At 64.4% G+C, this 20,511-nt stretch carries 19 protein-coding genes; 8 read left to right on the top strand and 11 right to left on the bottom strand.

Annotated elements, in window-relative coordinates:
- Positions 1 to 52: 52 nt before the first annotated feature.
- On the bottom strand, positions 53 to 1,369 hold the full coding sequence (locus ACTJKX_RS19550) for a class I SAM-dependent methyltransferase (protein ID WP_394313824.1): 1,317 nt from the start codon (positions 1,367 to 1,369) through the stop codon (positions 53 to 55).
- Positions 1,370 to 1,594: 225 nt separating this feature from the next.
- The gene (locus ACTJKX_RS19555) at positions 1,595 to 2,521 is read right to left on the bottom strand and encodes a LysR family transcriptional regulator (RefSeq protein WP_440726210.1); all 927 of its coding nucleotides are present in this window, start codon (positions 2,519 to 2,521) and stop codon (positions 1,595 to 1,597) included.
- A gap of 93 nt (positions 2,522 to 2,614) precedes the next feature.
- Between ACTJKX_RS19555 and ACTJKX_RS19560 the strand changes: the two genes are divergently transcribed.
- Complete coding sequence (locus ACTJKX_RS19560; RefSeq protein ID WP_440726211.1) at positions 2,615 to 3,406, top strand: NAD(P)H-dependent oxidoreductase; 792 nt, start codon at positions 2,615 to 2,617, stop codon at positions 3,404 to 3,406.
- Between the two features lie 22 nt (positions 3,407 to 3,428).
- On the opposite strand, the gene ACTJKX_RS19565 is transcribed toward ACTJKX_RS19560, so the two are convergent.
- The 3 genes from ACTJKX_RS19565 to ppk2 all read right to left on the bottom strand — a co-directional run bounded on the left by ACTJKX_RS19565 (position 3,429) and on the right by ppk2 (position 5,848).
- Positions 3,429 to 4,346, bottom strand: coding sequence for a cation diffusion facilitator family transporter (locus ACTJKX_RS19565; protein WP_311944231.1), 918 nt, complete (start codon positions 4,344 to 4,346; stop codon positions 3,429 to 3,431).
- 129 nt (positions 4,347 to 4,475) lie between these two features.
- A complete protein-coding gene (locus tag ACTJKX_RS19570; RefSeq protein WP_311944229.1) occupies positions 4,476 to 4,715 on the bottom strand; it encodes a DUF2934 domain-containing protein in 240 nt (79 codons plus the stop codon).
- A 239-nt stretch (positions 4,716 to 4,954) separates the two neighbouring features.
- Positions 4,955 to 5,848 carry a polyphosphate kinase 2 gene (ppk2, locus tag ACTJKX_RS19575; protein ID WP_367625303.1) on the bottom strand — a complete coding sequence of 298 codons (894 nt, stop codon included), beginning with the start codon at positions 5,846 to 5,848 and terminating at the stop codon, positions 4,955 to 4,957.
- A 199-nt stretch (positions 5,849 to 6,047) separates the two neighbouring features.
- Here ppk2 and ACTJKX_RS19580 point away from each other — a divergent pair, with 199 nt between their 5' ends.
- The 7 genes from ACTJKX_RS19580 to phoB all read left to right on the top strand — a co-directional run bounded on the left by ACTJKX_RS19580 (position 6,048) and on the right by phoB (position 13,006).
- Entirely contained in the window at positions 6,048 to 7,367 is a 1,320-nt protein-coding gene (locus ACTJKX_RS19580; protein ID WP_311944227.1) for an ATP-binding protein, read from the top strand.
- Between the two features lie 366 nt (positions 7,368 to 7,733).
- On the top strand, positions 7,734 to 8,780 hold the full coding sequence (pstS, locus tag ACTJKX_RS19585; protein WP_311944226.1) for a phosphate ABC transporter substrate-binding protein PstS: 1,047 nt from the start codon (positions 7,734 to 7,736) through the stop codon (positions 8,778 to 8,780).
- Positions 8,781 to 8,853: 73 nt separating this feature from the next.
- Complete coding sequence (gene pstC / locus ACTJKX_RS19590) at positions 8,854 to 9,858, top strand: phosphate ABC transporter permease subunit PstC (protein WP_311944225.1); 1,005 nt, start codon at positions 8,854 to 8,856, stop codon at positions 9,856 to 9,858.
- 11 nt (positions 9,859 to 9,869) lie between these two features.
- Entirely contained in the window at positions 9,870 to 10,712 is an 843-nt protein-coding gene (gene pstA, locus ACTJKX_RS19595) for a phosphate ABC transporter permease PstA (protein WP_311944224.1), read from the top strand.
- Positions 10,709 to 11,536: a phosphate ABC transporter ATP-binding protein PstB gene (gene pstB / locus ACTJKX_RS19600; protein WP_311944223.1), complete on the top strand. Its 828-nt coding sequence runs from the start codon at positions 10,709 to 10,711 to the stop codon at positions 11,534 to 11,536. The genes pstA and pstB overlap by 4 nt, the downstream gene beginning before the upstream one ends.
- Positions 11,537 to 11,571: 35 nt before the next feature.
- A complete protein-coding gene (phoU, locus tag ACTJKX_RS19605; protein WP_068299159.1) occupies positions 11,572 to 12,291 on the top strand; it encodes a phosphate signaling complex protein PhoU in 720 nt (239 codons plus the stop codon).
- A 13-nt stretch (positions 12,292 to 12,304) separates the two neighbouring features.
- Complete coding sequence (gene phoB / locus ACTJKX_RS19610) at positions 12,305 to 13,006, top strand: phosphate regulon transcriptional regulator PhoB (RefSeq protein ID WP_068299173.1); 702 nt, start codon at positions 12,305 to 12,307, stop codon at positions 13,004 to 13,006.
- 148 nt (positions 13,007 to 13,154) lie between these two features.
- Here phoB and ACTJKX_RS19615 read toward each other — a convergent pair whose 3' ends face one another.
- The 6 genes from ACTJKX_RS19615 to ACTJKX_RS19640 all read right to left on the bottom strand — a co-directional run bounded on the left by ACTJKX_RS19615 (position 13,155) and on the right by ACTJKX_RS19640 (position 20,368).
- A complete protein-coding gene (locus ACTJKX_RS19615) occupies positions 13,155 to 14,417 on the bottom strand; it encodes an RNA polymerase sigma factor (protein ID WP_440726212.1) in 1,263 nt (420 codons plus the stop codon).
- Positions 14,414 to 14,770 carry a YciI family protein gene (locus tag ACTJKX_RS19620; RefSeq protein WP_311944220.1) on the bottom strand — a complete coding sequence of 119 codons (357 nt, stop codon included), beginning with the start codon at positions 14,768 to 14,770 and terminating at the stop codon, positions 14,414 to 14,416. The genes ACTJKX_RS19615 and ACTJKX_RS19620 overlap by 4 nt, the downstream gene beginning before the upstream one ends.
- A gap of 85 nt (positions 14,771 to 14,855) precedes the next feature.
- Entirely contained in the window at positions 14,856 to 15,806 is a 951-nt protein-coding gene (locus ACTJKX_RS19625; RefSeq protein WP_311944219.1) for an aldo/keto reductase, read from the bottom strand.
- Between the two features lie 82 nt (positions 15,807 to 15,888).
- Entirely contained in the window at positions 15,889 to 16,335 is a 447-nt protein-coding gene (locus ACTJKX_RS19630) for an RrF2 family transcriptional regulator (RefSeq protein WP_440726213.1), read from the bottom strand.
- A gap of 165 nt (positions 16,336 to 16,500) precedes the next feature.
- Positions 16,501 to 16,806, bottom strand: coding sequence for an RNA-binding S4 domain-containing protein (locus ACTJKX_RS19635; RefSeq protein WP_367625305.1), 306 nt, complete (start codon positions 16,804 to 16,806; stop codon positions 16,501 to 16,503).
- Positions 16,807 to 16,888: 82 nt separating this feature from the next.
- Positions 16,889 to 20,368, bottom strand: a complete 3,480-nt coding sequence (locus ACTJKX_RS19640) for a helicase-related protein (RefSeq protein ID WP_440726230.1) — start codon at positions 20,366 to 20,368, stop codon at positions 16,889 to 16,891.
- Between the last annotated feature and the right edge of the window lie 143 nt (positions 20,369 to 20,511).

The raw sequence follows: 20,511 nt of genomic DNA on the forward strand, positions 1-20,511 counted from the left end.
CCGATGCCTTCATGTCTCGCAGGCCGATGAATTTACGATAGACAGCGGACATTCAGACTTCCTGAAACCACTCCGCTCTTCGCAGGGGCAGGATCGATGGACCATGAATGCGCCGGGTTGCCACGGTCTGGAACACATTGATACCGCCGCGCTGGAAACTGATGCAGCACATCGACAAATAGAGCAGCCATAGCCTCGTGCGTTCCCAGCCGACCATGGCGCTGGCCCTCTCCCGGTTCGCCCAGAGATTGTCGACCCAGCGCTTGAGGGTCAGGTAAAAATGCATGCGCATCGGCTCGATGTCGTGGATTTCGAAGCCATGCCGCTCCAGATTGGTCGCGGTCATGCCGATATGGTCCATCTCGCCCCCCGGGAAAATATAGCGACGGATGACCCTCATATAGGCCGTTTCCCGGCCGAACTTGGACATGTCGAACAAGGCACGCCGCACGCTGGCCTGATGGAGATAGCGGCCGTCGGGGGTCATCAGGTCACGCATGTGGATGAAATGGCGGTCGTGATTCTTCAGCCCCACATGCTCGAACATCTCGATCTGCGCGACCGCATCGAACTGCCCCGATGGCTCGATGTTGCGATAATCGCGCAATTCCACCTTGACCTTGTCTCCCAGCCCCTCCCGTTCGATTTTCGCCTGGCAGAATTCCAGCTGGCGCTGCGCCAGGGTCACGCCATAGGCCGTGACGCCGTAGTGCCTGGCGGCGTGGCAGACCAGCCCGCCCCAGCCGCAACCGATGTCGAGCAATCGGTCACCGGGTTTCAGCTGAAGCTTCTGGCAGATACGGTCGAGCTTGGTCCGCTGCGCATCTTCGAGCGAGGCTTCCGGGCTGGGGAAATAGGCCGCCGAATAGACCATCTCGGGATCGAGGAACAATTGATAGAACTCGTTCGAGACGTCGTAGTGGAACTGGATCAGTTCCTTGTCGTCCCGCCCCTTGGCATAGTGCATCGGGACGGAGCCATCGAAGCTGGGCAGCGGGGCTGCCTTGGCCATGCGGCCGAACAGGAAGGGCGTGGCAAACCCCAACAACTTCATTTTGGGGAATGACCGCCCCGTGGCGAGTGCCTTGCTGTGATTCCAGCGTGCCGCCGCCTGGAGGGGACTTCCGCCGACGATATCGACTTCCTGTTCGGCGTATAGCTCGAACAGCGTCATCAGCCTCGGGCGCGTCAACATCCGGCGTATCGCCTCGGGCGAGCGCAACACGAAGCGGATATCGTCTCTGGCATGAGGCCCGAGCGGCAGAACTTCGCCGTTCCACAATTCGAGGCTGAGATCCGCCCCAAGCTTGTCGGCGACCTCCCCGACGAGCCTACGCGTAACTGCAAGACGCTTTTCTTCCAGATTCATGGGCGCCGCTTCATGGGTTGGGAGGCCTGGCTGCACTCACCCCACCCGGCGTGAAGGCAATGCAGCGACGCGTCCCGAATCGATCAGCTCGGGCAAACGTCTCTCCATCCTTCTTTTGACAGGTTTGATATTACCTGCAACCCAGAGGTGCATTATCTCGCCATCGCAAGGAACCGGAACGATGCACGGCTGAGGCGCACGGCCATGGCGTTAGGGCGACAGCCCTCAGGGGGCCTTGGCGTCGATGCCCGGCAGGCGGGCAATCGCGCCGACGAGAAATTCGATCAACAGCCTGACACGCGCAATGCCGGCGCGTTCGGGCACGATGAGCATGTTCAAAGGTGTCGGCAGCGGCGCATAGTCAGGCAGGATCGGCTCCAGCCGCCCTTGCTCCAGGAGATCGTCGACCAGCCAGACATGGGTCGGGCCGAAACCGCGGCCGGCAGCAAACGCTTCGCGCGCCGCAAGTCCGTGGTCGACCTGCAGGCGACCGCCGAAGGGCACGGCATGGCGGCTTCCGTCCGGCCCCTCGAGAACGAGCGTCTCGCTGCCCGCGATGTTCGACATGCGTATGCCCTCGAGGCCTGCCAGGTCCTCCGGAGTCTCGGGCCGGCCGTGCCGGGCCAGAAAGTCCGGCGCTGCCACGAGGACCCGCCGGCTTCGGCCCAGCGACCGCCTCTTCATCGAACTCTCGCTCAGCGGTCCGAGCCGCAGCGCCAGGTCGACGCCTTCTCGGACGAGATCGATTCGCTCGTCCGTGAGACTGAATTCAACCCTGATGTCGGGATGACGATCCTGGAAGGCGAAGAGCAGGCGGGCAATATGCCGAACCCCGAGAGCCGCCGTGCAGGACAGGCGCACCGTGCCGGCATGCTCGCCATGCCCCTGTCGCGCCTCGTCGCCGGCCTGCTCGACGAGACGCAGGATCTGGACGGCATGGGCATAGTAACGGCTGCCCTCCTCGGTGAGAGAGACACGCCGGGTCGTGCGACTGAGAAGAGCCACGCCCAGCGCATCCTCGAGCTCGCTCAGGTGCCGCGTGACACTGGACTGGCCGATATTCAGTTCGCGCGCGACCGCCGAGAAGTTTCCACGCTCGGCGACACGGACAAAGCTGCGTATGCGCTCCAGAGTGACGTCTGATTTATCCATAATCCGGCACAATATTATGCATTCTCTCGATGTAGCGGATTATAGGAACCTTCCCTAGCTTTGAGGAATGATTTCTCATTCCTGGAAACACCCATGAAAGTCCTGCTCGTCTTCGCACACCCCGAACCCCGCTCGCTCAACGGAAGGCTCCGCGACGTCGCCATCGCCGAACTCGAGGCCCAGGGCCACGAAGTTCGCCTCTCCGACCTCTATGCCGACAACTGGAAATCCGAGGTCGACCAGGCCGATTTTCCGGCACTGGGAGCCGAAGCCAGGCTGATGCCGGTGCAAGCCTCCAAGAAGGCCTTCGAGGCCGGCACGTTGACCGACGACGTCAAGGCCGAGATCGAGAAATTGCTCTGGGCCGATGTCCTCATCCTGCAATTTCCCCTCTGGTGGTTCACCATGCCGGCCATCCTCAAGGGCTGGGTCGACCGCGTCTTCGCCTATGGTTTCGCCTATGGCGTGGGTGAGCACAGCGAGCAGCGCTGGGGGGACCGGTATGGCGAGGGAAGCCTGGCCGGCAAGCGCGCGATGCTGATCGTGACGGCCGGAGGCTGGGAAGAGCATTACACGCCGCGCGGCATCAATGGCCCGATCGACGACCTCCTGTTCCCGATCCATCACGGCATTCTCTATTATCCCGGCTATGACGTGTTGCCGCCCTTCGTGGCCTATCGCGCCGATGGCCTCAAGGAAGCGGGTTTCGAGCCCCTGGCCGAACGCCTGCGCGACAGGATGCGAACGCTGCAATCGACATCGCCCATCCCCTACCGGCGCCAGAATGCCGGCGACTATCTGATCCCGACCATGCAGCTGCGGGCCGGGCTCGAGACGCCAGGCGAAACCGGCTTCTCGCTGCATCGGCGCGCGGCCGTCGATTGAGCCTGCCGGATCCGGATAGCCGTTACAGCCTGGTTTCGCCTTCGGCCTCACGCAATGCCTGATCCTCGGTCTGGATCGTGACATGGCCGATGCCGAACTCATGCCCGACCAGTTCACGCGCCGCCACCAGCACCTCGCGCGCCCTCGCCATGTCGGCCAGCACCAGATGGCCGCTCATGGCATCGAGCCCCGAGGTGATCGTCCACACATGCAAATCATGCACGGCGACCACGCCGGGAATTTCGGCCAGCTTCTTCTCGAGCAGCGCGAGATCGACCTCGGGCGGCGTGCCTTCCATCAGGATGTGCACCGCCTGCTTCAGCAGGATCCAGGTGCGTGGCACGATGAACAGGCCGATCCCCGCGCCGATGATGGGGTCGACCAGCGTCCAGCCCGTCAGCATCACCACGAGGGCGGCCAGGATGACGCCGAGGGAGCCGAGCATGTCCGACAGCACCTCGAAATAGGCACCCTTGACGTTGATGCTCTCCGAGGAACCGCCGGACAGGAGCTTCATGCTGATCAGGTTGACCACCAGCCCTGTCGCGGCAACGGCCAGCATCGGGCCGCCAAGGATCTCGGGCGGATTGCGGAAGCGCTCATAGGCCTCATAGAGAATGTAGACGGTCAGCAGCAGCAGCACGACGGCATTGGTCAGCGCAGACAGGACCTCCGTCCGGACATAGCCATAGGTCTTCTGCGGCGTGGCGGGCCGTTCGGCGAAACGGATGGCGATCAGGGCCAGGGCCAGGCCGCCGGCATCGGTCAGCATATGCGCGGCATCCGCCAGCAAAGCGAGGCTGCCGGTCCACAAGCCACCGACCACCTCGGCCACCATGAAGGCCGCGGTCAAGGCAAGGGCAGCCAGCAAACTGCCCTTGTGGCGGCCAGCGGCCGTCTCTCCGCGCGAGACCGCCCCGTGCGCGTGCCCGTGTCCCATCCTAACCCCTCGCCACTGCCGCAACCCCAATGCCGCGGCGCAGGAGGGACCCTAACTCCTCTAGCCGCTAGAGAAGCAAGGCCCAAAGGCGATGGACAATGCGAATGTCCGGCAAGCCGCCGACACGGCTCAATGTTTGCGGGTCTTGGGCTTGGCAACAGCAGGGACAGCCTTTTCCTCCGGCTCCCCCTTCTCATTCAGCTCGTGCACGTCATAGAAACGGGAGGTCAGCGTCGATTTTGCCTCCTCGCCGACAATGAACTTCTTGGCCATCTCCCAGTGGCGAAGATCGCTGCCTTCCGGACAGCCTTCGCGCAGCCAGATCTCGTAGGCCTTCATTCGAATACGCTGTTCGGTCGTGTGTGGCATTGCTGCGCTCCCTCGTCGCGTTGTACGGGGCGGCACGGGTCGGGCACCGGGCAAAGTCATGGCACGACATTCGCCCAAACCGCGATCGGCCGGCCGCCACGATGAAAACGTGCGGGCGGGCGCCTGGTTCCCCAGGCGGGCAGGATTGGTGTGCCGGTCTCCTGCACTCCCTCACGAGGTGGAGATGATCGGCATCCGAGGATAGAGCCGGTCATCGGCGGACCCGCGTTGCAGGCGTCTCAGACCTCCCCGCCATTGGCGAGAAAACGCTCCGCGCTCAGAACGATCTTGCTGTCTTGCCCACCCACCAGCTTCTCGTCCTTGTCGGGATAGGGCAGATCCGTCAGCACGGCGCGGATGGCGGCAAGGCGGGTGCGCAGCTTGTCATTGGCCTTGATGATGGTCCAGGGCGTGTCGACGGTATCGGTCGCCGCCAGCATGCGGTCATAGGCCTGGGAATAGTCGTCCCATTTGCCCACCGCCTGGTGGTCGATCGGCGAGAGCTTCCACTGCTTGAGGGGGTCCGCATAGCGCGCATGCAGGCGCTTGAGCTGCATGGCCTGGCCGATGGTGAGGAAGAGCTTGAACAGCCGGATGCCGTCACGCACCAGCATCGCCTCGAATTGCGGCGCCTCGTGCAGGAACTTGTCGGTCTGTTCCGGCGTACAGAACCCCATCACCGGCTCGACGCCACCGCGATTGTACCAGGAGCGGTCGAAGATCGCGATCTCGCCCTTGGTCGGCAATTGGCCGACATAGCGCTGGAAATACCACTGTCCCTGCTCGGTGGGCGTGGGTTTCGACAATGCGACCACGCGCGCATCCCGAGGACTCAGATGCTGGGTAAAGCGATGGATGGCACCGCCCTTGCCGGCCGTGTCCCGCCCCTCGAACACCACCACCACGCGCTCGCCCTGCTCCTTGACCCAGGTCTGCGCCTTGAGGAGCTCGATCTGCAAGGCGCGAAGATCCCGTTCATAGGTCTTGGACTTCAGCTTTTCCTTGTGCGGGTAGTTGCCCGACCGGAAAGCTGCCTCGTCGATCTCCGGAGGCAGGTCGAGATCATCGAGACGAAACCCGGCAATCGCCTTCTTGAGCGCTTCATCCGTCTGCTTGCCCGCCTTCTTTGTCATGGAACCTCTCCAAATCCGCGCGATCGTCGTGAAACTGTCATCGCTCTGTCTACATTGCCAGCATGAACGATTTCCACAACGCCTGGAGCAAAGCGCATTCTGGTAGAAACGCCCTTTGCCCTGGCTCTCTGGTTGGACGCGTCCTTGCGATTCGAGACCAATCCGTCAAATCGCAAAACGCTTTGGATGGAAAGCCGCAATGTCGATGGTGATGGAACGCTCCTGGCTCTTGACGAAATTGGCCTGGAGCGGTGTAGCTGGTCCGGTGAGTTCGAACCGAAACATCCTGAACCGCATCTGGGGTCGCCGTTGGCTCGTGCTCTCGATCGCGGTTCTGCTGGCCGCTCTCGTGCTGTGGGACAGCGCCAATCCCTGGCATGGATTGCTCATCTTCGCCATGATCGTCGCCGCGACGGGCACCATTCCCTCAACCGGCGGGCATGACGGCAGCATCCAGCCCACTCTTCCCGAGGGTGGCGGCAAGCCTTCCTTCGACGATCTGGTGATGGCCATTCCGGATCCGGTCATCGTGCTCGATTCGGAGCTTGCCGTTCGTTATTTCAACCGCCGCGCCCGCGACATCGTGCCGAATCTGCGCATTTCGGAAGCCCTGACCTATGCACTGCGCGTGCCGGAACTGATCGATGCCATCCGCTCGGCCCTCGACACCGGGGCCAGCCGGCAGATCGAATATTCCGAACGCGTACCGATCGATCGCGTCATCGAGGCGCAGATCTCCACCATTGCCGGCGAGAACGGCCGCACGGCCTTCGTGGTGATCGTGCTGCGCGACGTCACCCAGCGCCACCGTGTCGAACAGATGCGGGTCGATTTCGTCGCCAATGCCAGCCACGAACTGCGCACGCCACTCGCCTCCCTGCTCGGCTTCGTCGAAACCCTGCAGGGTCCGGCCCGCAACGACGCGGCTGCACGCGAAAAATTTCTCGACATCATGCGGTCCCAAGCCAATCGCATGTCCCGGCTGATCGACGATCTCCTGTCGCTCTCGCGCATCGAGCTCAATGCCCATGTCCAGCCCGACAAGCCGGTCGAGCTCGGTGCGGTGGTCGGCCATGTCGCCGATACGCTCGGGCCCCTCGCCCAGGACCGCAGCGTCACGCTCAGCGTCGACAAGCGCGTCCCGATGCTGGAAGTACGGGGCGAGCGGGACGAGTTGATCCGTGTCTTCGAGAATCTGGTGGAAAATGCCATCAAATATGGCGCGTCCGGCGGCAAGGTCGAGGTTACCCTCGATTCGCAACCCAAGCCGCAGGGCAAGGGCCGCGAGGCGGTGGTGACGGTGCGCGATTACGGCCCGGGCATCGAGGCGGAGCATGTACCGCGCCTCACCGAACGCTTCTACCGGGTGGATGCCGCGAAATCCCGCGAGAAGGGCGGCACGGGCCTCGGGCTCGCCATCGTCAAGCACATCGTGGCGCGCCACCGCGGCCGCCTGGGCATCGAGAGCGTACCGGGTGAAAGCACGGTTTTCTCGGTCCGGATCGACCAGATCGACTGACACAGCGAGGCATTTTCAGGAACTGCCGGCTCCTTCGGCGATTTTCACCAAATCTTTGATTTGGCCTCGAAAATCGCCGGGCACGCGAACAAGGACAGGCCGGTATCCCCGAATCCGGCATGACGATCGAGGCTGCAGCCATCGTCATAGGGTTTCGACGGGTTTTAACAATCGCGTCACCACCGTTGCGACGCGGTTGACAGAATACCATCAACCAATTGAATTATAACGGTTTTATTTGTCATAAAACGATAGCCTAACTGTCATAGAACCGTTGCTGCCGGCTTGTTAGGAGTCGCGCCGTAGACAGGGTTGCCGACCGGTAAACGATCGTAGCGCCTGTCCAGAGAACAACGGAGATAGACCGTGAAGCTTTCCTTCCTCGCGCTCGCCGCTTCGGTAGCCCTGTCCAGCACGATCGCCGCGACCGCCGCCTTCGCTGCCGACATCACCGGCGCCGGTGGCACCTTCCCCGCCCCGGTCTACAATGCCTGGGGTAGCGATTTCAAAGCCAAGACCGGCACCGCGCTGAACTACCAGGCGATCGGTTCGGGCGGCGGCCAGACCCAGATCACCAACCGCACCGTCGATTTCGGCGCTTCCGATGCTCCGATGGCCACCGACAAGCTGACCGCTGCCAAGCTGCTGCAGTTCCCGACCGTCATCGGCGCCATCGTGCCGATCGTGAACATCGAGGGTGTGTCCGCCGACCAGCTCACGCTGACCGGCGCGATCATCGCCGACATCTACCAGGGCAAGATCACCAAGTGGAACGATCCGAAGATCGCCGAGCTCAACAAGGATGTGAAGCTCCCCGATCTCGACATCGCCCCGGTCTACCGCGCCGACGGCTCGGGCACGACCTATGTCTTCACGTCCTATCTTTCGGCCGTGAGCCCCGACTGGAAGAGCAATATCGGCGCCGCCACCTCGGTGCAGTGGTCGACCGGTTCGGGTGCCAAGGGCAATGACGGCGTCGCCGGCGCCGTGAAGAACACCCAGGGCGCCATCGGCTATGTCGAATATGTCTATGCCGCCAACAACAGCCTGACCACCACGCAGCTGCAGAACAAGGACGGCAAGGTCGTCAAGCCGACCGTTCCTGCGTTCCAGGCCGCAGCCGCCAAGGCCGATTGGAAGGGTGCCAAGGACTTCGCCGTCTCGATGATCGACGTCGGCGGAGAAACCTCCTGGCCGATCGTTTCCACCACTTTCATCCTGCTGCCGAAGGATCCCAAGGACGCCAAGCAGTCGGCCGAAGTCATGAAGTTCTTCGACTGGGCCTACAAGGATGGCGGCGCGACGGCCGAGAAGCTGCACTACATCCCGCTGCCCAAGGAGGTGATCGATACCGTTCGCACCGCCTGGAAGAGCGAAGTGAAGGCTGCCGACGGCAAGGCCGTCTACGAATAAGCTGAAACCCCGACCCGGCGCGGTTCTGCGCCGGGTCGTCGTCCCTGATCGAATCACAGGCTGGAACATCGCCATGAGCGCCGTAGCCGACTCCTCGCTGGACGCATCCAACTCGGCCGCAAAGGTCGCGCAGGGTTCTCCCTCGCCCGGGGCCAAGACGGTTCCGGGCGCCAACCTGGATCCCATCTTCAAGGCCGCCCTCTATGGCTGCGGCTCCCTCGTGCTGATACTGCTCTGCTCGATCGTCGTGCTGCTCTTCTATGGCGGCTGGCCGGCGCTGGCCCATTTCGGGCCGAGCTTCTACTGGTCCACCGCCTGGAACCCCGTCACCGAGAAATTCGGCGCCGGCGTCATGATCTACGGCACGCTGTTCACCGGCATTCTCGCTTTGATCATTGCCTTGCCGATGTCCTTCGGCATCGCCTTCTTCCTCACGGAGATCGCGCCCCAGAGCGTGCGGCGGCCGATCGGCATCGCCATCCAGCTCCTGGCGGCCGTGCCGTCGATCATCTTCGGCATGTGGGGGTCGCTGATCGTGGCGCCGATCCTGGCCCAGACGATCTACCCGCCGATCATCTCCGTCCTCTCGCACGTGCCGGTGCTCGGCTATCTGTTCAAGGGCCCCACCAACGGCGCCGGCATGCTCACGGCCGGCATCATCCTGGCCCTGATGATCATTCCCTTCATCACCGCGATGTTCGTCGAGATCCTCGAATCGGTGCCCGCCATGCTGAAGGAATCGGCCTATGGCGTCGGTGCCACCACCTATGAAGTCTTCCGCAACGTCTCGGTGCCCTATGGCCGCACGGCGCTGGTCGGCGCCGTCATGCTCGGCTTCGGCCGCGCTTTGGGCGAGACGATGGCGGTGACCTTCGTGATCGGCAACGCCAACCGAATATCGGCCTCGCTGTTCTCCTCGGGCGCGACCATCGCCTCCACCATCGCCAACGAATTCCCGGACGCGCCGGCCGGCTCGCTGCGCAGCCAGTCGCTGCTGGAGCTGGGCTTCGTGCTCTTCGTGATTTCCTTCATCGTGCTTGCGATCTCCCGCATGCTCGTGCGCACCAACGCCAAGTAAGGGAGAGCATCATGGCCCATCTCGCCCAAAGCAGCGCCCGTCTCGCCCGCCGCCGCGCCCTCGACTATGCCTACAAGGTCGTCTCGATCAGCTTTGCCGCGATCTCCCTGCTGGCGCTGGCCTGGATCCTGTTCACGCTGCTGCGCGAGGGTCTGCCCTCGCTGACCATGGACCTCTTCACCAAGGACATGGCCGATGGCGGCCTGCGCAATGCCATCGTCGGCTCTCTCGTCATGGTACTGCTCGCCCTCCTGATCGGTGCGCCGATCGGCATCATGGCCGGCACCTTCCTGGCCGAGGCCGGCCGCGGCAGCAAATTCGCCGATGCGGTGCGCTTCATCAACGACATCCTGCTCTCGGCGCCGTCCATCCTGATCGGCCTGTTCGTCTACCAGATGATCGTGGTGGCGACGGGCGGGTTCTCCGGCTGGGCCGGTGTGGTGGCGCTGGCCATCATCATCCTGCCGGTGGTCGTGCGCACCACCGAGGACATGCTGGCGCTGGTGCCGATCAGCCTGCGTGAAGCCGCCTTTGCCCTGGGATCGCCGATGTGGAAGGTCATCACCTTCGTGACCTGGCGCTCGGCTCGCACCGGTATCGTCACCGGCATCCTGCTGGCCCTGGCCCGCGCCGCCGGCGAGACCGCACCGCTGCTGCTCACGGCCTTCGGCAATTCCAACTGGTCGCTCAATCTCGGCAATGCCTTTGCCAGCTTGCCGGCTGCCATCTACCAGCTCGCGCCCTACCCCGATCCCAAGGCCGTCTCGGTGGCGTGGAGCGGCGCCCTCCTCATCACCGCCGGCGTGTTGGCGCTCAATATCCTGACCCGCTTCGTGCTCGCTCCCAAGAAATGAGTGCTCCCATGTCCGCTACCCCCCAAGCCTCCATCGCGGTTGCCGAACGCCCCCTCGCCGATCCAGCCGCCGCCGTGAAGCTCAAGGTCGAGAATCTCGACTTCTATTATGGCGAGAAGCATGCGCTCAAGGCCATCAATCTCGACATGATCGACCGGCAGGTCACCGCCATGATCGGTCCCTCCGGCTGCGGCAAGTCGACCCTGCTGCGCGTGCTCAACCGCATGTACGACCTCTATCCGGGGCAGACCGCCAAGGGCCGCGTGCTGCTCGACGGCCAGAACGTCATCGGCAAGGAGATCGACCCGGCGGTGCTGCGCGCCCGCATCGGCATGGTGTTCCAGAAGCCCACGCCCTTCCCGATGTCGATCTACGACAACATCGCCTTCGGCGTGCGGCTGCATGAATCCATCTCCAAGGCGGAGATGGACCAGCGTGTCGAATGGTGCCTGACCAAGGCCGCCTTGTGGAACGAGGTCAAGGACCGCCTGCACGCTTCGGCCCTCGGCATGTCCGGCGGCCAGCAGCAGCGCCTGTGCATCGCCCGCACCATCGCGGTGAAGCCCGAAGTCGTCCTGCTGGACGAGCCGACCTCCGCGCTCGATCCGATCTCGACCGCCAAGATCGAGGAATTGATCGACGAATTGAAGCGGGACTTCACCATCGTGATCGTCACGCACAATATGCAGCAGGCGGCGCGCTGCGCGGATGTGACGGCCTTCTTCTATCTGGGCGACCTCATCGAAGTCGGCCAGACCAACAAGATGTTCACCACCCCGAACGACAGCCGTACGCAGGATTACATCACCGGCCGCTTCGGCTGATCCCTCGGCCAGCGTCGAATTCATTTGGAGGCGGCATGTCCGACCATATCGTTACATCCTTCGACCAGGAACTGCGCGAGCTGCGCAACATGATCGCCGAAATGGGTGGCTATGCCGAGAAGAGCGTAGCCGACAGCGTCGAAGCCCTGCTCAAGCGCGACACCCAGCGCGCCAAAGCGGTGATCGATCTCGACGCCGCGATCGACAAGTTGCAGCGCCAGGTCGAGGACCGAGCCATCCTGATCATCGCCAAGCGCCAGCCGTTGGCCCTCGACCTGCGCGAGATCGTCTCGGCCCTGCGGGTGGCCAACGACCTCGAGCGGATCGGCGACCTCGGCAAGAATGTCGCCAAGCGCGTGGTGGCCATCCACAGTCACGCCCAGCCGGCCCAGCTCTTCGGCGGTTTCGACCACATGGCCGACCTGGTACTCGAGCAGCTCAAGCAGGTGCTCGACGCCTTCGCCCAGCGCAATGTCGAGGAAGCCCTCTCGGTCTGGCGCTCGGACGGCGAGATCGATGCGATGTATACCTCGCTGTTCCGCGAATTGCTGACCTACATGATGGAAGATCCGCGCAATATCGGCTTCTGCACCCATCTGCTGTTCTGCGCCAAGAACATCGAGCGCATCGGTGACCACGCCACCAACATCGCCGAGACGGTCCACTATCTCGTGACCGGTGAATCGCCGGCCGGAGAGCGGCCCAAGGCGGACAACAGCACCGATCTCGTCGACCTTCCTGTGCCGGCTAAATAACAAGGGATAGGCCATGCCTCCCAAGGTTCTGATCGTCGAGGACGAAGAAGCGCTGACCCTGCTGCTGCGCTACAATCTCGAAGCCGAAGGCTATGAGGTGGATAGCGTCGCACGCGGAGACGACGCCGAGATCCGCCTGCGCGAAAGCGTGCCGGACCTGGTTCTGCTCGACTGGATGTTGCCGGGCCTGTCCGGCATCGAATTGTGCCGGCGTATTCGCATGCGGCCGGAAACCGAGCGCCTGCCGGTGATCATGCTCACGGCGCGCGGCGAGGAAACCGAACGCGTGCGGGGCCTGGCCACCGGTGCCGACGACTATGTCGTCAAGCCCTTCTCCGTGCCCGAGCTCTCGGCCCGCGTGCGTGCCCTGCTGCGCCGGGCCAAGCCCGATCACGTCGCCTCCCTGCTCAAGGCCGGCGACATCTCCCTCGACCGCGAGACCAAGCGCGTCCATCGCGGCAATCGCGAGATCCGCCTCGGCCCGACCGAGTTCCGCCTGCTCGAATTCCTGATGCAGGCACCGGGACGCGTCTTCGCGCGCGAGCAGTTGCTCGACAGCGTCTGGGGCCGCGACGTCTATATCGACGAGCGCACGGTCGACGTGCATGTCGGCCGCCTGCGCAAGGCGATGAACCGCACGCGCGAGATCGATCCGATCCGCACCGTGCGCGGTGCCGGCTATTCCTTCGACGAGACCTTCGCCAAGCAATCCTGAGGGCGTTTCGTGGGCATTGCCCGCTCGCTCCGCTTCGCCAAGGCTGCGTTGCGCCCTCACCTCGTTCCTACGGGGAGAGGGTGAGGGGCTGCGCGACGTAGAGAGCAAGAGTGGGCGACGATATCCGCCCTCCTCCCTCGCCGCGCAGTCACGCCGCCAAATCCGCCAGGCGTGCCTGCAGATAGTGGCGGATGGCCGGATCGCTCTCCAGGCCGATCGCCCGCAAATAGGCATTGCAGGCCTCCTCCGGTCTGGCGGCCCGCACCAGCAAGTCCGCACGCGCGGCCCAATAGGGCTGGTAATCGACGATGCGTCCGTCACCGGCGACCTCGTCAAGTGCAGCCAGACCAGCCTGCGGCCCCATGAGGCGGGCGAGCGCCACGGCCCGGTTGATGGCGGCCACTGGAGAAGCTGTCAGCAGAACCAGGGCTTCATACAATATGACGATCGCGGCCCAGTCCGTCGTCGCGCAGATGCGTCGATGGGCATGGGCCGATTGCAGCGCGGCTTCCAGCTGATAGCGGCCGATCTGGCGGACCTGGCCGGCCCGGGCAAGCAAGGCTTCGGCCTCCTCGATCAGCCCCGCATCCCAGAGCGCGGTGTCCTGCTGCTCCAGCGGAATATAATCGCCATCCTGGCCGCGGCGCGCCGCCCGCCGCGCTTCGGCGTGCAGCATCAGGGCCAGCAGCCCCAGCACTTCAGGCTCGCCGGGCAGGAGCGAGGCGAGCAGCCGGCCGAGCCAGATACCCTCCGTCGACAGATTGCGCTCGCGGGCATGAGCCCCTTCCGGATCGGCCCAGCCTTCGGCATAGACGGCATAAACGGCCTCCAGCACCGCGTCGAGACGGCCGGGCAACTCGTCGGGCTCCGGGATGCGGAAGGGGATGCCGGCTTGCTTGATCTTGGCCTTGGCCCGCACCAGTCTCTGGCTCATCGCCACGGGCGAGACCAGGAAGGCGCTGGCGATCGCGCCGGCATCGAACCCCAATATCACCTGCAGGATCAGGGGCGCACGCACGGTGGCATCGAGGGAGGGATGGGCGCAGGCGAACATCAGGCGCAGGCGCTCATCGGGCACGGCATGCCGCTCGCCCTGCTCCGAGGCGAGGGCCTCGACATGGCGGCCGACCTCGTCCGCCTTTTCGCCGCGCAGCCTGGCGCGGCGGGCCGCATCGATCTGGCGGCGCCGGGCCGCGGTCAGCAGCCAGGCTTCGGGATTGGCGGGCACGCCGCCCGCCGGCCAATGTTCCATGGCCGCAGCAAAGGCGTCGGCCAGGGCATCCTCGGCCCCCGCAATGTCGCCCGAGCGCGCCGCGAGAAGAGCGACGAGCCGGCCATAGCTGCGTCGCGCCACGATTTCGGCAAGCTCGGCTGCGGGGGCTGAAGACACCGGCTCGGGCCGTTCGCTCAATAGTCCTTCGGGTCCCATATCGGCCGGACCTCGATGGTCCCGATGGCGGCGCTCGGGCAGCGCGCCGCCCAGCCGATCGCGGCATCCAGGTCCGGCACGTCGATGATATAGAAGCCGCCGAGCTGCTCGCGCGTGTCGGCGAAGGGCCCGTTGAGCACCTGGGTCTTGCCGTCGGCGATGCGCACGGTGGTGGCCGAAGCCGTTGGGCGCAGGCGGCTCCAGGGGCCGAGGGCACCGGCCGACTGGAGCGCCTGCGTATAGGCCTGATAGGCTGCCAGGATCTGCTGCTTGTTGGCGGGATCCGCCTTCAGCATGGCTTCTTCGCTGCTGTAGATCAGAATTGCGAACTGCATGGGTTCCTCCTGTCTCCGCCGGCGCATGATGCGCCGGCATGACAATGACGCGCCATCCCGTTCGCTTTCGACAGCGACAGGAAAATTATGCGCTCGCCTTGGTGAGCTGCTCGATCTCGGCCGAACCAAGATTGAGCTCGGTCGCCTTGATCAGGTCGGAGAGCTGCTCGACGCTGGTGGCGCTGGCGATCGGAGCGACGATACCGGGCCTTGCAATCAGCCAGGCAATGGCGACTTGGGCGGGCGTGGCGTTCTTGGCCTCGGCCACCGCGTCCAGGGCGGCGAGGATGCGCAGGCCACGCTCGTTGAGGTAGGTGCCCATGTCGCCGCCACGCGCATTGCTCTTGGCGAAATCGGCTTCGCTGCGATATTTGCCGGACAGGAAGCCCTTGGCCAGTGAGAAATAGCTGGTCACGCCAATCTCGTTCTTGAGACAGAAAGCCTCGAGCTCGCGCTCATAACCGGAGCGATCATAGAGATTATATTGCGTCTGCAGGTTCTCGAAACGCGGCCACATCTCCTTGGTGCTGATCGCCAGCGCCTTGAACATGGTATTGGCGCTATGATTGGAATTACCGATCACCCGCACCTTGCCGTCCTTGACCAGCTCGGCATAGATGCCCAGCGTTTCCTCGAGTTCGACCTCCGGATCCTCCCAATGGGAGAGATAGAGGTCGATATAGTCGGTCTGCAGGCGCTTGAGCGAGTCCTCCACCGCCTGGACGATGTAGTCGCGCGACAAGCCCTTCTTGCCCGGCCCCATTTCCGAGCCGACCTTGGTGGTGAGCACGATGTCGGCGCGATTGCCGCGAGCCTTCATCCACTTGCCGATGATGACCTCGGATTCGCCGCCCTGATTGCCGGGAACCCAGGATGAATAGACATCGGCAGTGTCGATCAGGTTGAAACCACCCCCGACGAAAGCATCGAGGACGGCGAAGGAGGCTTTCTCATCCGCGCTCCAGCCAAAGACATTGCCACCCAGGCCAAGCGGAGCAACCGACAGATCCGACCGTCCAATCGCACGTTTTTCCATGAATGCTCTCCATATTCATGACAACAAATGGACCCGTCCGGCACTTGGCCGTGCCGGTTCGGGCTCAAGGGCCGCAGGGAGTTCAAATCGAATAGGTCAGCTCTTGTTCCCCGCCCCCTGCCTGACGCATCTCTTCCACCGACATGTTGTCGAGCAGGTTGGAAGAGAGGTCCCGCACACGCCGCATCAAAAGGCGTACGGTGCAACCTGGAACATCCGGGCAGTCGAGGCAAGGCTGATAAGCGGTGTGGCTGGCGCAGGCGATCGGCGCGAGCGGGCCGTCGAGAACCCGGATGGCATTGCCGACGCTGATCTGGCTGGCTTCGCGCGCCAGCATGTAGCCGCCGCCCTTGCCTTTCTTGGAGCGTACGATGCCGGCCACGCGCAACTCGCCTAGGATCGCATCGAGAAACTTCTTGGGAATGCAGTTGGCTTCGGCGATTTCCTGGCTTTGCGCCGTCTCGCCGGCCGGCAGGCTGGCGAGGTGCGCCAGCGCCTTGAGACCATATTTGCCCTTGTTCGTCAGCATTGCCCGATTCGCTCCACGCAGGACAAAGTCCATCCTGTCTATCACGAATATAGGGATTATGGACCGAATCGATAAGGGCCCGGACGGGTGTGTCGATCTCCAGACCGGCACACCAATTCTGCCTCAACCGCGCAAAGGCCGCCTATACCGGCATTGCCGATGGCCTCAGGTCACCGCCAGCCGGCCCGGCGGCTCGGGTGACAGGTCCTCGTAGAGCGTCTGGGCCTCGCTCGCCGGGCCGCGTCGATCGCCTAAGGCGAGAACGCGATAGACCCGGACGGTACGCTCCAGGGCGATGGTGAGCACATCGCCCACCTTGACGGCCTTGGCCGGGCTATCCGTGCGCGTGCCGTTGAGGCGGACATGACCGTCCGCCACCAGTTTCGCGGCCAAGGAGCGTGTCTTCACCACGCGTGCGTGCCAGAGCCATTTGTCGATCCGAAGACGATCCTGGCTTCCGGCCTGGCTCATAAGACGGTTCCCTAGAGCAAAACGCGTTCAGACGCGTCTTTGCGATTCGGGGTGACTCCGTCAAATCGCAAAACGCTGTGGATCAGGTCTTGTCCGGCTTGCCGCCCTGCATCTGCTCCTTGAGGGCGAGCAGCTTGGCGAAAGGCGAATTGGGATCCGGCGCGCGATTGGATTCGCGTCCACCCTGCGGCTTGGAGTCGCTCGACCAGTTGCGCGGGCGGTCGCCGCCCCGCTCCTGCCGATCGGGACGCGGTCCGCGGTCGGGACGGGCATCCCCCCGGGGCCGCCCGCCTTCGCCACCCTGCTTGCGCTCGCCGAAGCCCCTGTCCTCCCGCGGCCGGCCATTGCCGCGATCATCGCGGCGCGGCCGGTCGAAGCGGTTGGGCCGGTCACCTTGCCGGGCCTCCACACCTTCGGCAGGAGCTGCGCCTTCCGCTGGCGCCGGACGACCACGGCGGAAGCCGCCGCCTGCCTCCGGCTTGCGCTCGGCGCCGGGCTGGCGGTTGCCATGCTGGGGACGGCCATGGTGATGCGGACGCTGGTGCCGCTCGAAGCGTGCCGGTCGCCAGACCTCGATCTCCGGTACTTCCTCGACCGCCGCCTCGGCGGCGGGCGCCTCGGAGGAGGTTTCGGCCGTGGTCGCAGCCTCTGCACCTTCGACGCCTTCGCTTGCCTCAGCGGCCTCCTCAGAAGCCGCAGTCTCGGCTCCGGTCGTTTCCTCGACCGGGGCTTCGGAGACCTGAGCCTGCTCGGCTTGGACTTGCTCGCCTTGGATCTGCTCGCCTTGAGCTTCCTTGCCTTGGGCTTCCTCGGCCAGGGCCTCCGCGATCTGCACTTCCTCGGTCGGAGCCTCGGCGCCGGGCGTGTCGTCGGCCGGCGCGTCGCTCACCGCCTCTCCGGCAGCCTCGGCGACTTCCTGGAAGCTGTGCTCATGAGGCGGCGAGCCGATCGCCTCCATGGCATCGATCTCGGCGGGCGTCGGAGCGGCTTCCTGGCTCGATTCGGCAGCCTCAGCACCTTCTGCGGCCTCAGCCGCGGCAGCCTCGACTGGCGCGGCAGGCTCGGTCGGCGCCGGCAACCGGATTTCCTGGGTGATCGCCGGGCCCTTGCGCTTGTCGGAGCGATAGCCCAGGCCCCGCAGGATCGAGGCGAAATCCTCGCCCGAGCAGCCGACCAGCGAGGTCATCTGCACGGTGGCGACGAAACCATCACCATCGGCGGTACCGGCCGGCGGCTGGCCCACCGTGGTGCCGGGGCGATAGGCGATCGCCGGGCGAATGAGGTCGGCGAGGCGCTCGAGAATGTCGACGCGCACCGCCCGCTCGCCGCAGACGCGATAGCCGACCAGGCGATAGAGCCCCTTGTCGATGGTCTTGTCGGCCGGCATGGAGGTCCGGCCCGAGGCCGCCAGATGCGGGATCTCGTCGAGCCCCTTCTGGTCGAGGCCGCCATGGGTGAGAGCCCACAACTGCGCGGCGAGCGCGCGGGGCGCCGGCTTCATCAGCATCGGCAGATAGATGTGATAGGCGCCGAAGCGCACGCCATGCTTGCGCAGCGAAGCGCGCTGATTCTGATCGAGTTGCTTGAGGTCCTCGGCCACCTTGGAGCGATCGAGCACGCCCAGTGCCTCGACGAGCTGGAAGGCGATGCCCTTGGCCAAGCCTTGCAGGTCCTCGGCCTTGTCGAGCAGCAGCAGCGGCCCGAGCAAGCGGGTGATGTGGTTGCCGATCCAGATATCGAGCCGCGTCTGCACGGAATCGCGCGCCGGGCCCGTCAGCTGCTCATCTGCCAGCAAACGGATGCGCGGCGTCAGCGGCTTCTCCCCGCCGATGAGCTTGGCCACGGGCTCGCCGATCCAGCGCACCGTGCCATCCGCCGCCAGGGCGAATTCGGTATCGGGCGCCTGCGCGAATTTCTGGCTGCGCGCGTCGATCTCGCCTGCCAGAGCCTTGGCCGCCGCGGCCCGCAAGGCGCGGCCGCTCTCACCGTCGCCGGCACTCGGGTCGGGCGCGAACTGGAAACCCTGCAGCGTTCCGACATGTTGTCCCTCGACAATCACATCGCCGGTTTTGGTAATTTCAGTCTCAAGCATGGCGTTTTCTCTAAGGCGCCGCATCAGCACGCTGGTGCGACGGTCGACAAAGCGTTGGGCAAGCCGTTCATGCAATGCGTCGGAGAGCTTGTCCTCCACACTGCGTGTCACACCTTGCCAATGAGCGGGGTCTTTCAGCCAGTCAAGCCGATTTGCCGCAAAAGTCCAGGTTCGGATATGGGCGATACGCGTCGAGAGCGTATCGATGTCGCCGTCGGTCCGATCCGACATGGCAACTTGACGGGCGAACCAGTCGTCCGGGACCTTACCCTCCCGCATCAAAAATCCATAGAGATTCGTGATGATGTCGGCATGGGAATGAGGGGAAATCTTGCGATAGTCGGGCAAGCCGGCCACTTCCCACAGCCGCGCCACCGCCTGGCCGCCCTTGGCGAGGCGCCTCACCTCCTCGTCACGGGCGAGGATGGACAGGGCCCGGATGTCGTCGGCGTCGGGAGCCCGGGTCAGTCCTTGCTCCTCGGGCGTTGCCGACAGCGAGGCCTGCAGCGCTTCCAGCGAAGAGAAATTGAGGGCGGGATTGCGCCACTGCAGCACTTTAACGCTGTCGAAGGAATGCCCCTCGATGGCCTCCACCAGTTCAGGCTCGAACGGATCGCAGCGCCCGGTCGAGCCGAAGGTGCCGTCGCGGACATGGCGCCCGGCGCGGCCGGCGATCTGGCCGAACTCGGCGGGCGTCAGGCGGCGGAACTGGTAGCCGTCGAATTTGCGGTCGCCGGCAAAGGCGACATGGTCGACGTCGAGATTGAGGCCCATGCCGATGGCGTCGGTGGCGACCAGGAAGTCGACATCGCCGTTCTGATACATCGCCACCTGGGCATTGCGGGTGCGCGGCGACAGGGCACCCAGCACCACGGCGGCGCCGCCGCGCTGGCGGCGGATCAGTTCGGCGATGGCATAGACCTCGTCGGCCGAGAAGGCCACGATGGCGGTGCGCCGTGGCAGGCGCGTCAGCTTTCGGTCGCCGGCGAACAGGAGATGGGACAGGCGCGGCCGCGTCACCACATTCACGCCCGGGATCAGCTTCTCGACGATCGGCTTCATCGTCGCCGAGCCGAGCAGCAGCGTCTCATGCGTGCCGCGCCGGTTGAGCAGCCGGTCGGTGAAGACATGCCCGCGCTCGAGATCGGCGGCGATCTGGATCTCGTCGAGCGCCACGAACGGCACTTCGAGGTCCCGCGGCATGGCCTCCGCCGTCGCCACCCAGTAGCGGGCCTTGTCGGGCTTGATCTTCTCCTCGCCGGTCACGAGCGCCACGAACTCGGCGCCCACACGCTCCACCAGCTTGTTGTAGACCTCGCGCGCCAGCAGCCGCAGCGGCAGGCCGATGATACCGGCGCCATGGCCGAGCAGGCGATCGATGGCCAGATAGGTCTTGCCGGTATTGGTCGGCCCCAGCACCGCTGTAACACCGCGGGCGCGCACGGATGGGGGCAGGATGGGAGGCAGCATCAAGGTCGGCGGTCTTTCGGGCGTCATTTCGCAGAGCAAAGCGCGTTTCGGCGGCAACGCTTCCTGGCTCTAACTCGTTGTTTCCAAGCCAATCCAATCGATTGGCCAGAGCGTCTTTGAGATTTGGCCTGCTTTGGTCAAAT

Source organism: Labrys sp. 22185, from assembly GCF_052045555.1.
GTDB lineage: Bacteria > Pseudomonadota > Alphaproteobacteria > Rhizobiales > Labraceae > Labrys > Labrys neptuniae.

Coding starts and splice junctions, on each gene's coding strand:
- ACTJKX_RS19635 (WP_367625305.1), bottom strand. CDS start 16,806: ATGAGCCAGGCCGGAAGCCAGGATCGTCTTCGGATCGACAAATGGCTC.
- ACTJKX_RS19570 (WP_311944229.1), bottom strand. CDS start 4,715: ATGCCACACACGACCGAACAGCGTATTCGAATGAAGGCCTACGAGATC.
- pstA (WP_311944224.1), top strand. CDS start 9,870: ATGGCCCATCTCGCCCAAAGCAGCGCCCGTCTCGCCCGCCGCCGCGCC.
- ACTJKX_RS19565 (WP_311944231.1), bottom strand. CDS start 4,346: ATGGGACACGGGCACGCGCACGGGGCGGTCTCGCGCGGAGAGACGGCC.
- pstC (WP_311944225.1), top strand. CDS start 8,854: ATGAGCGCCGTAGCCGACTCCTCGCTGGACGCATCCAACTCGGCCGCA.
- ACTJKX_RS19630 (WP_440726213.1), bottom strand. CDS start 16,335: ATGCTGACGAACAAGGGCAAATATGGTCTCAAGGCGCTGGCGCACCTC.
- pstB (WP_311944223.1), top strand. CDS start 10,709: ATGAGTGCTCCCATGTCCGCTACCCCCCAAGCCTCCATCGCGGTTGCC.
- ACTJKX_RS19640 (WP_440726230.1), bottom strand. CDS start 20,368: ATGCTGCCTCCCATCCTGCCCCCATCCGTGCGCGCCCGCGGTGTTACA.
- ACTJKX_RS19560 (WP_440726211.1), top strand. CDS start 2,615: ATGAAAGTCCTGCTCGTCTTCGCACACCCCGAACCCCGCTCGCTCAAC.
- ACTJKX_RS19620 (WP_311944220.1), bottom strand. CDS start 14,770: ATGCAGTTCGCAATTCTGATCTACAGCAGCGAAGAAGCCATGCTGAAG.
- ACTJKX_RS19555 (WP_440726210.1), bottom strand. CDS start 2,521: ATGGATAAATCAGACGTCACTCTGGAGCGCATACGCAGCTTTGTCCGT.
- ppk2 (WP_367625303.1), bottom strand. CDS start 5,848: ATGACAAAGAAGGCGGGCAAGCAGACGGATGAAGCGCTCAAGAAGGCG.
- ACTJKX_RS19550 (WP_394313824.1), bottom strand. CDS start 1,369: ATGAATCTGGAAGAAAAGCGTCTTGCAGTTACGCGTAGGCTCGTCGGG.
- ACTJKX_RS19580 (WP_311944227.1), top strand. CDS start 6,048: ATGTCGATGGTGATGGAACGCTCCTGGCTCTTGACGAAATTGGCCTGG.
- phoU (WP_068299159.1), top strand. CDS start 11,572: ATGTCCGACCATATCGTTACATCCTTCGACCAGGAACTGCGCGAGCTG.
- phoB (WP_068299173.1), top strand. CDS start 12,305: ATGCCTCCCAAGGTTCTGATCGTCGAGGACGAAGAAGCGCTGACCCTG.
- ACTJKX_RS19625 (WP_311944219.1), bottom strand. CDS start 15,806: ATGGAAAAACGTGCGATTGGACGGTCGGATCTGTCGGTTGCTCCGCTT.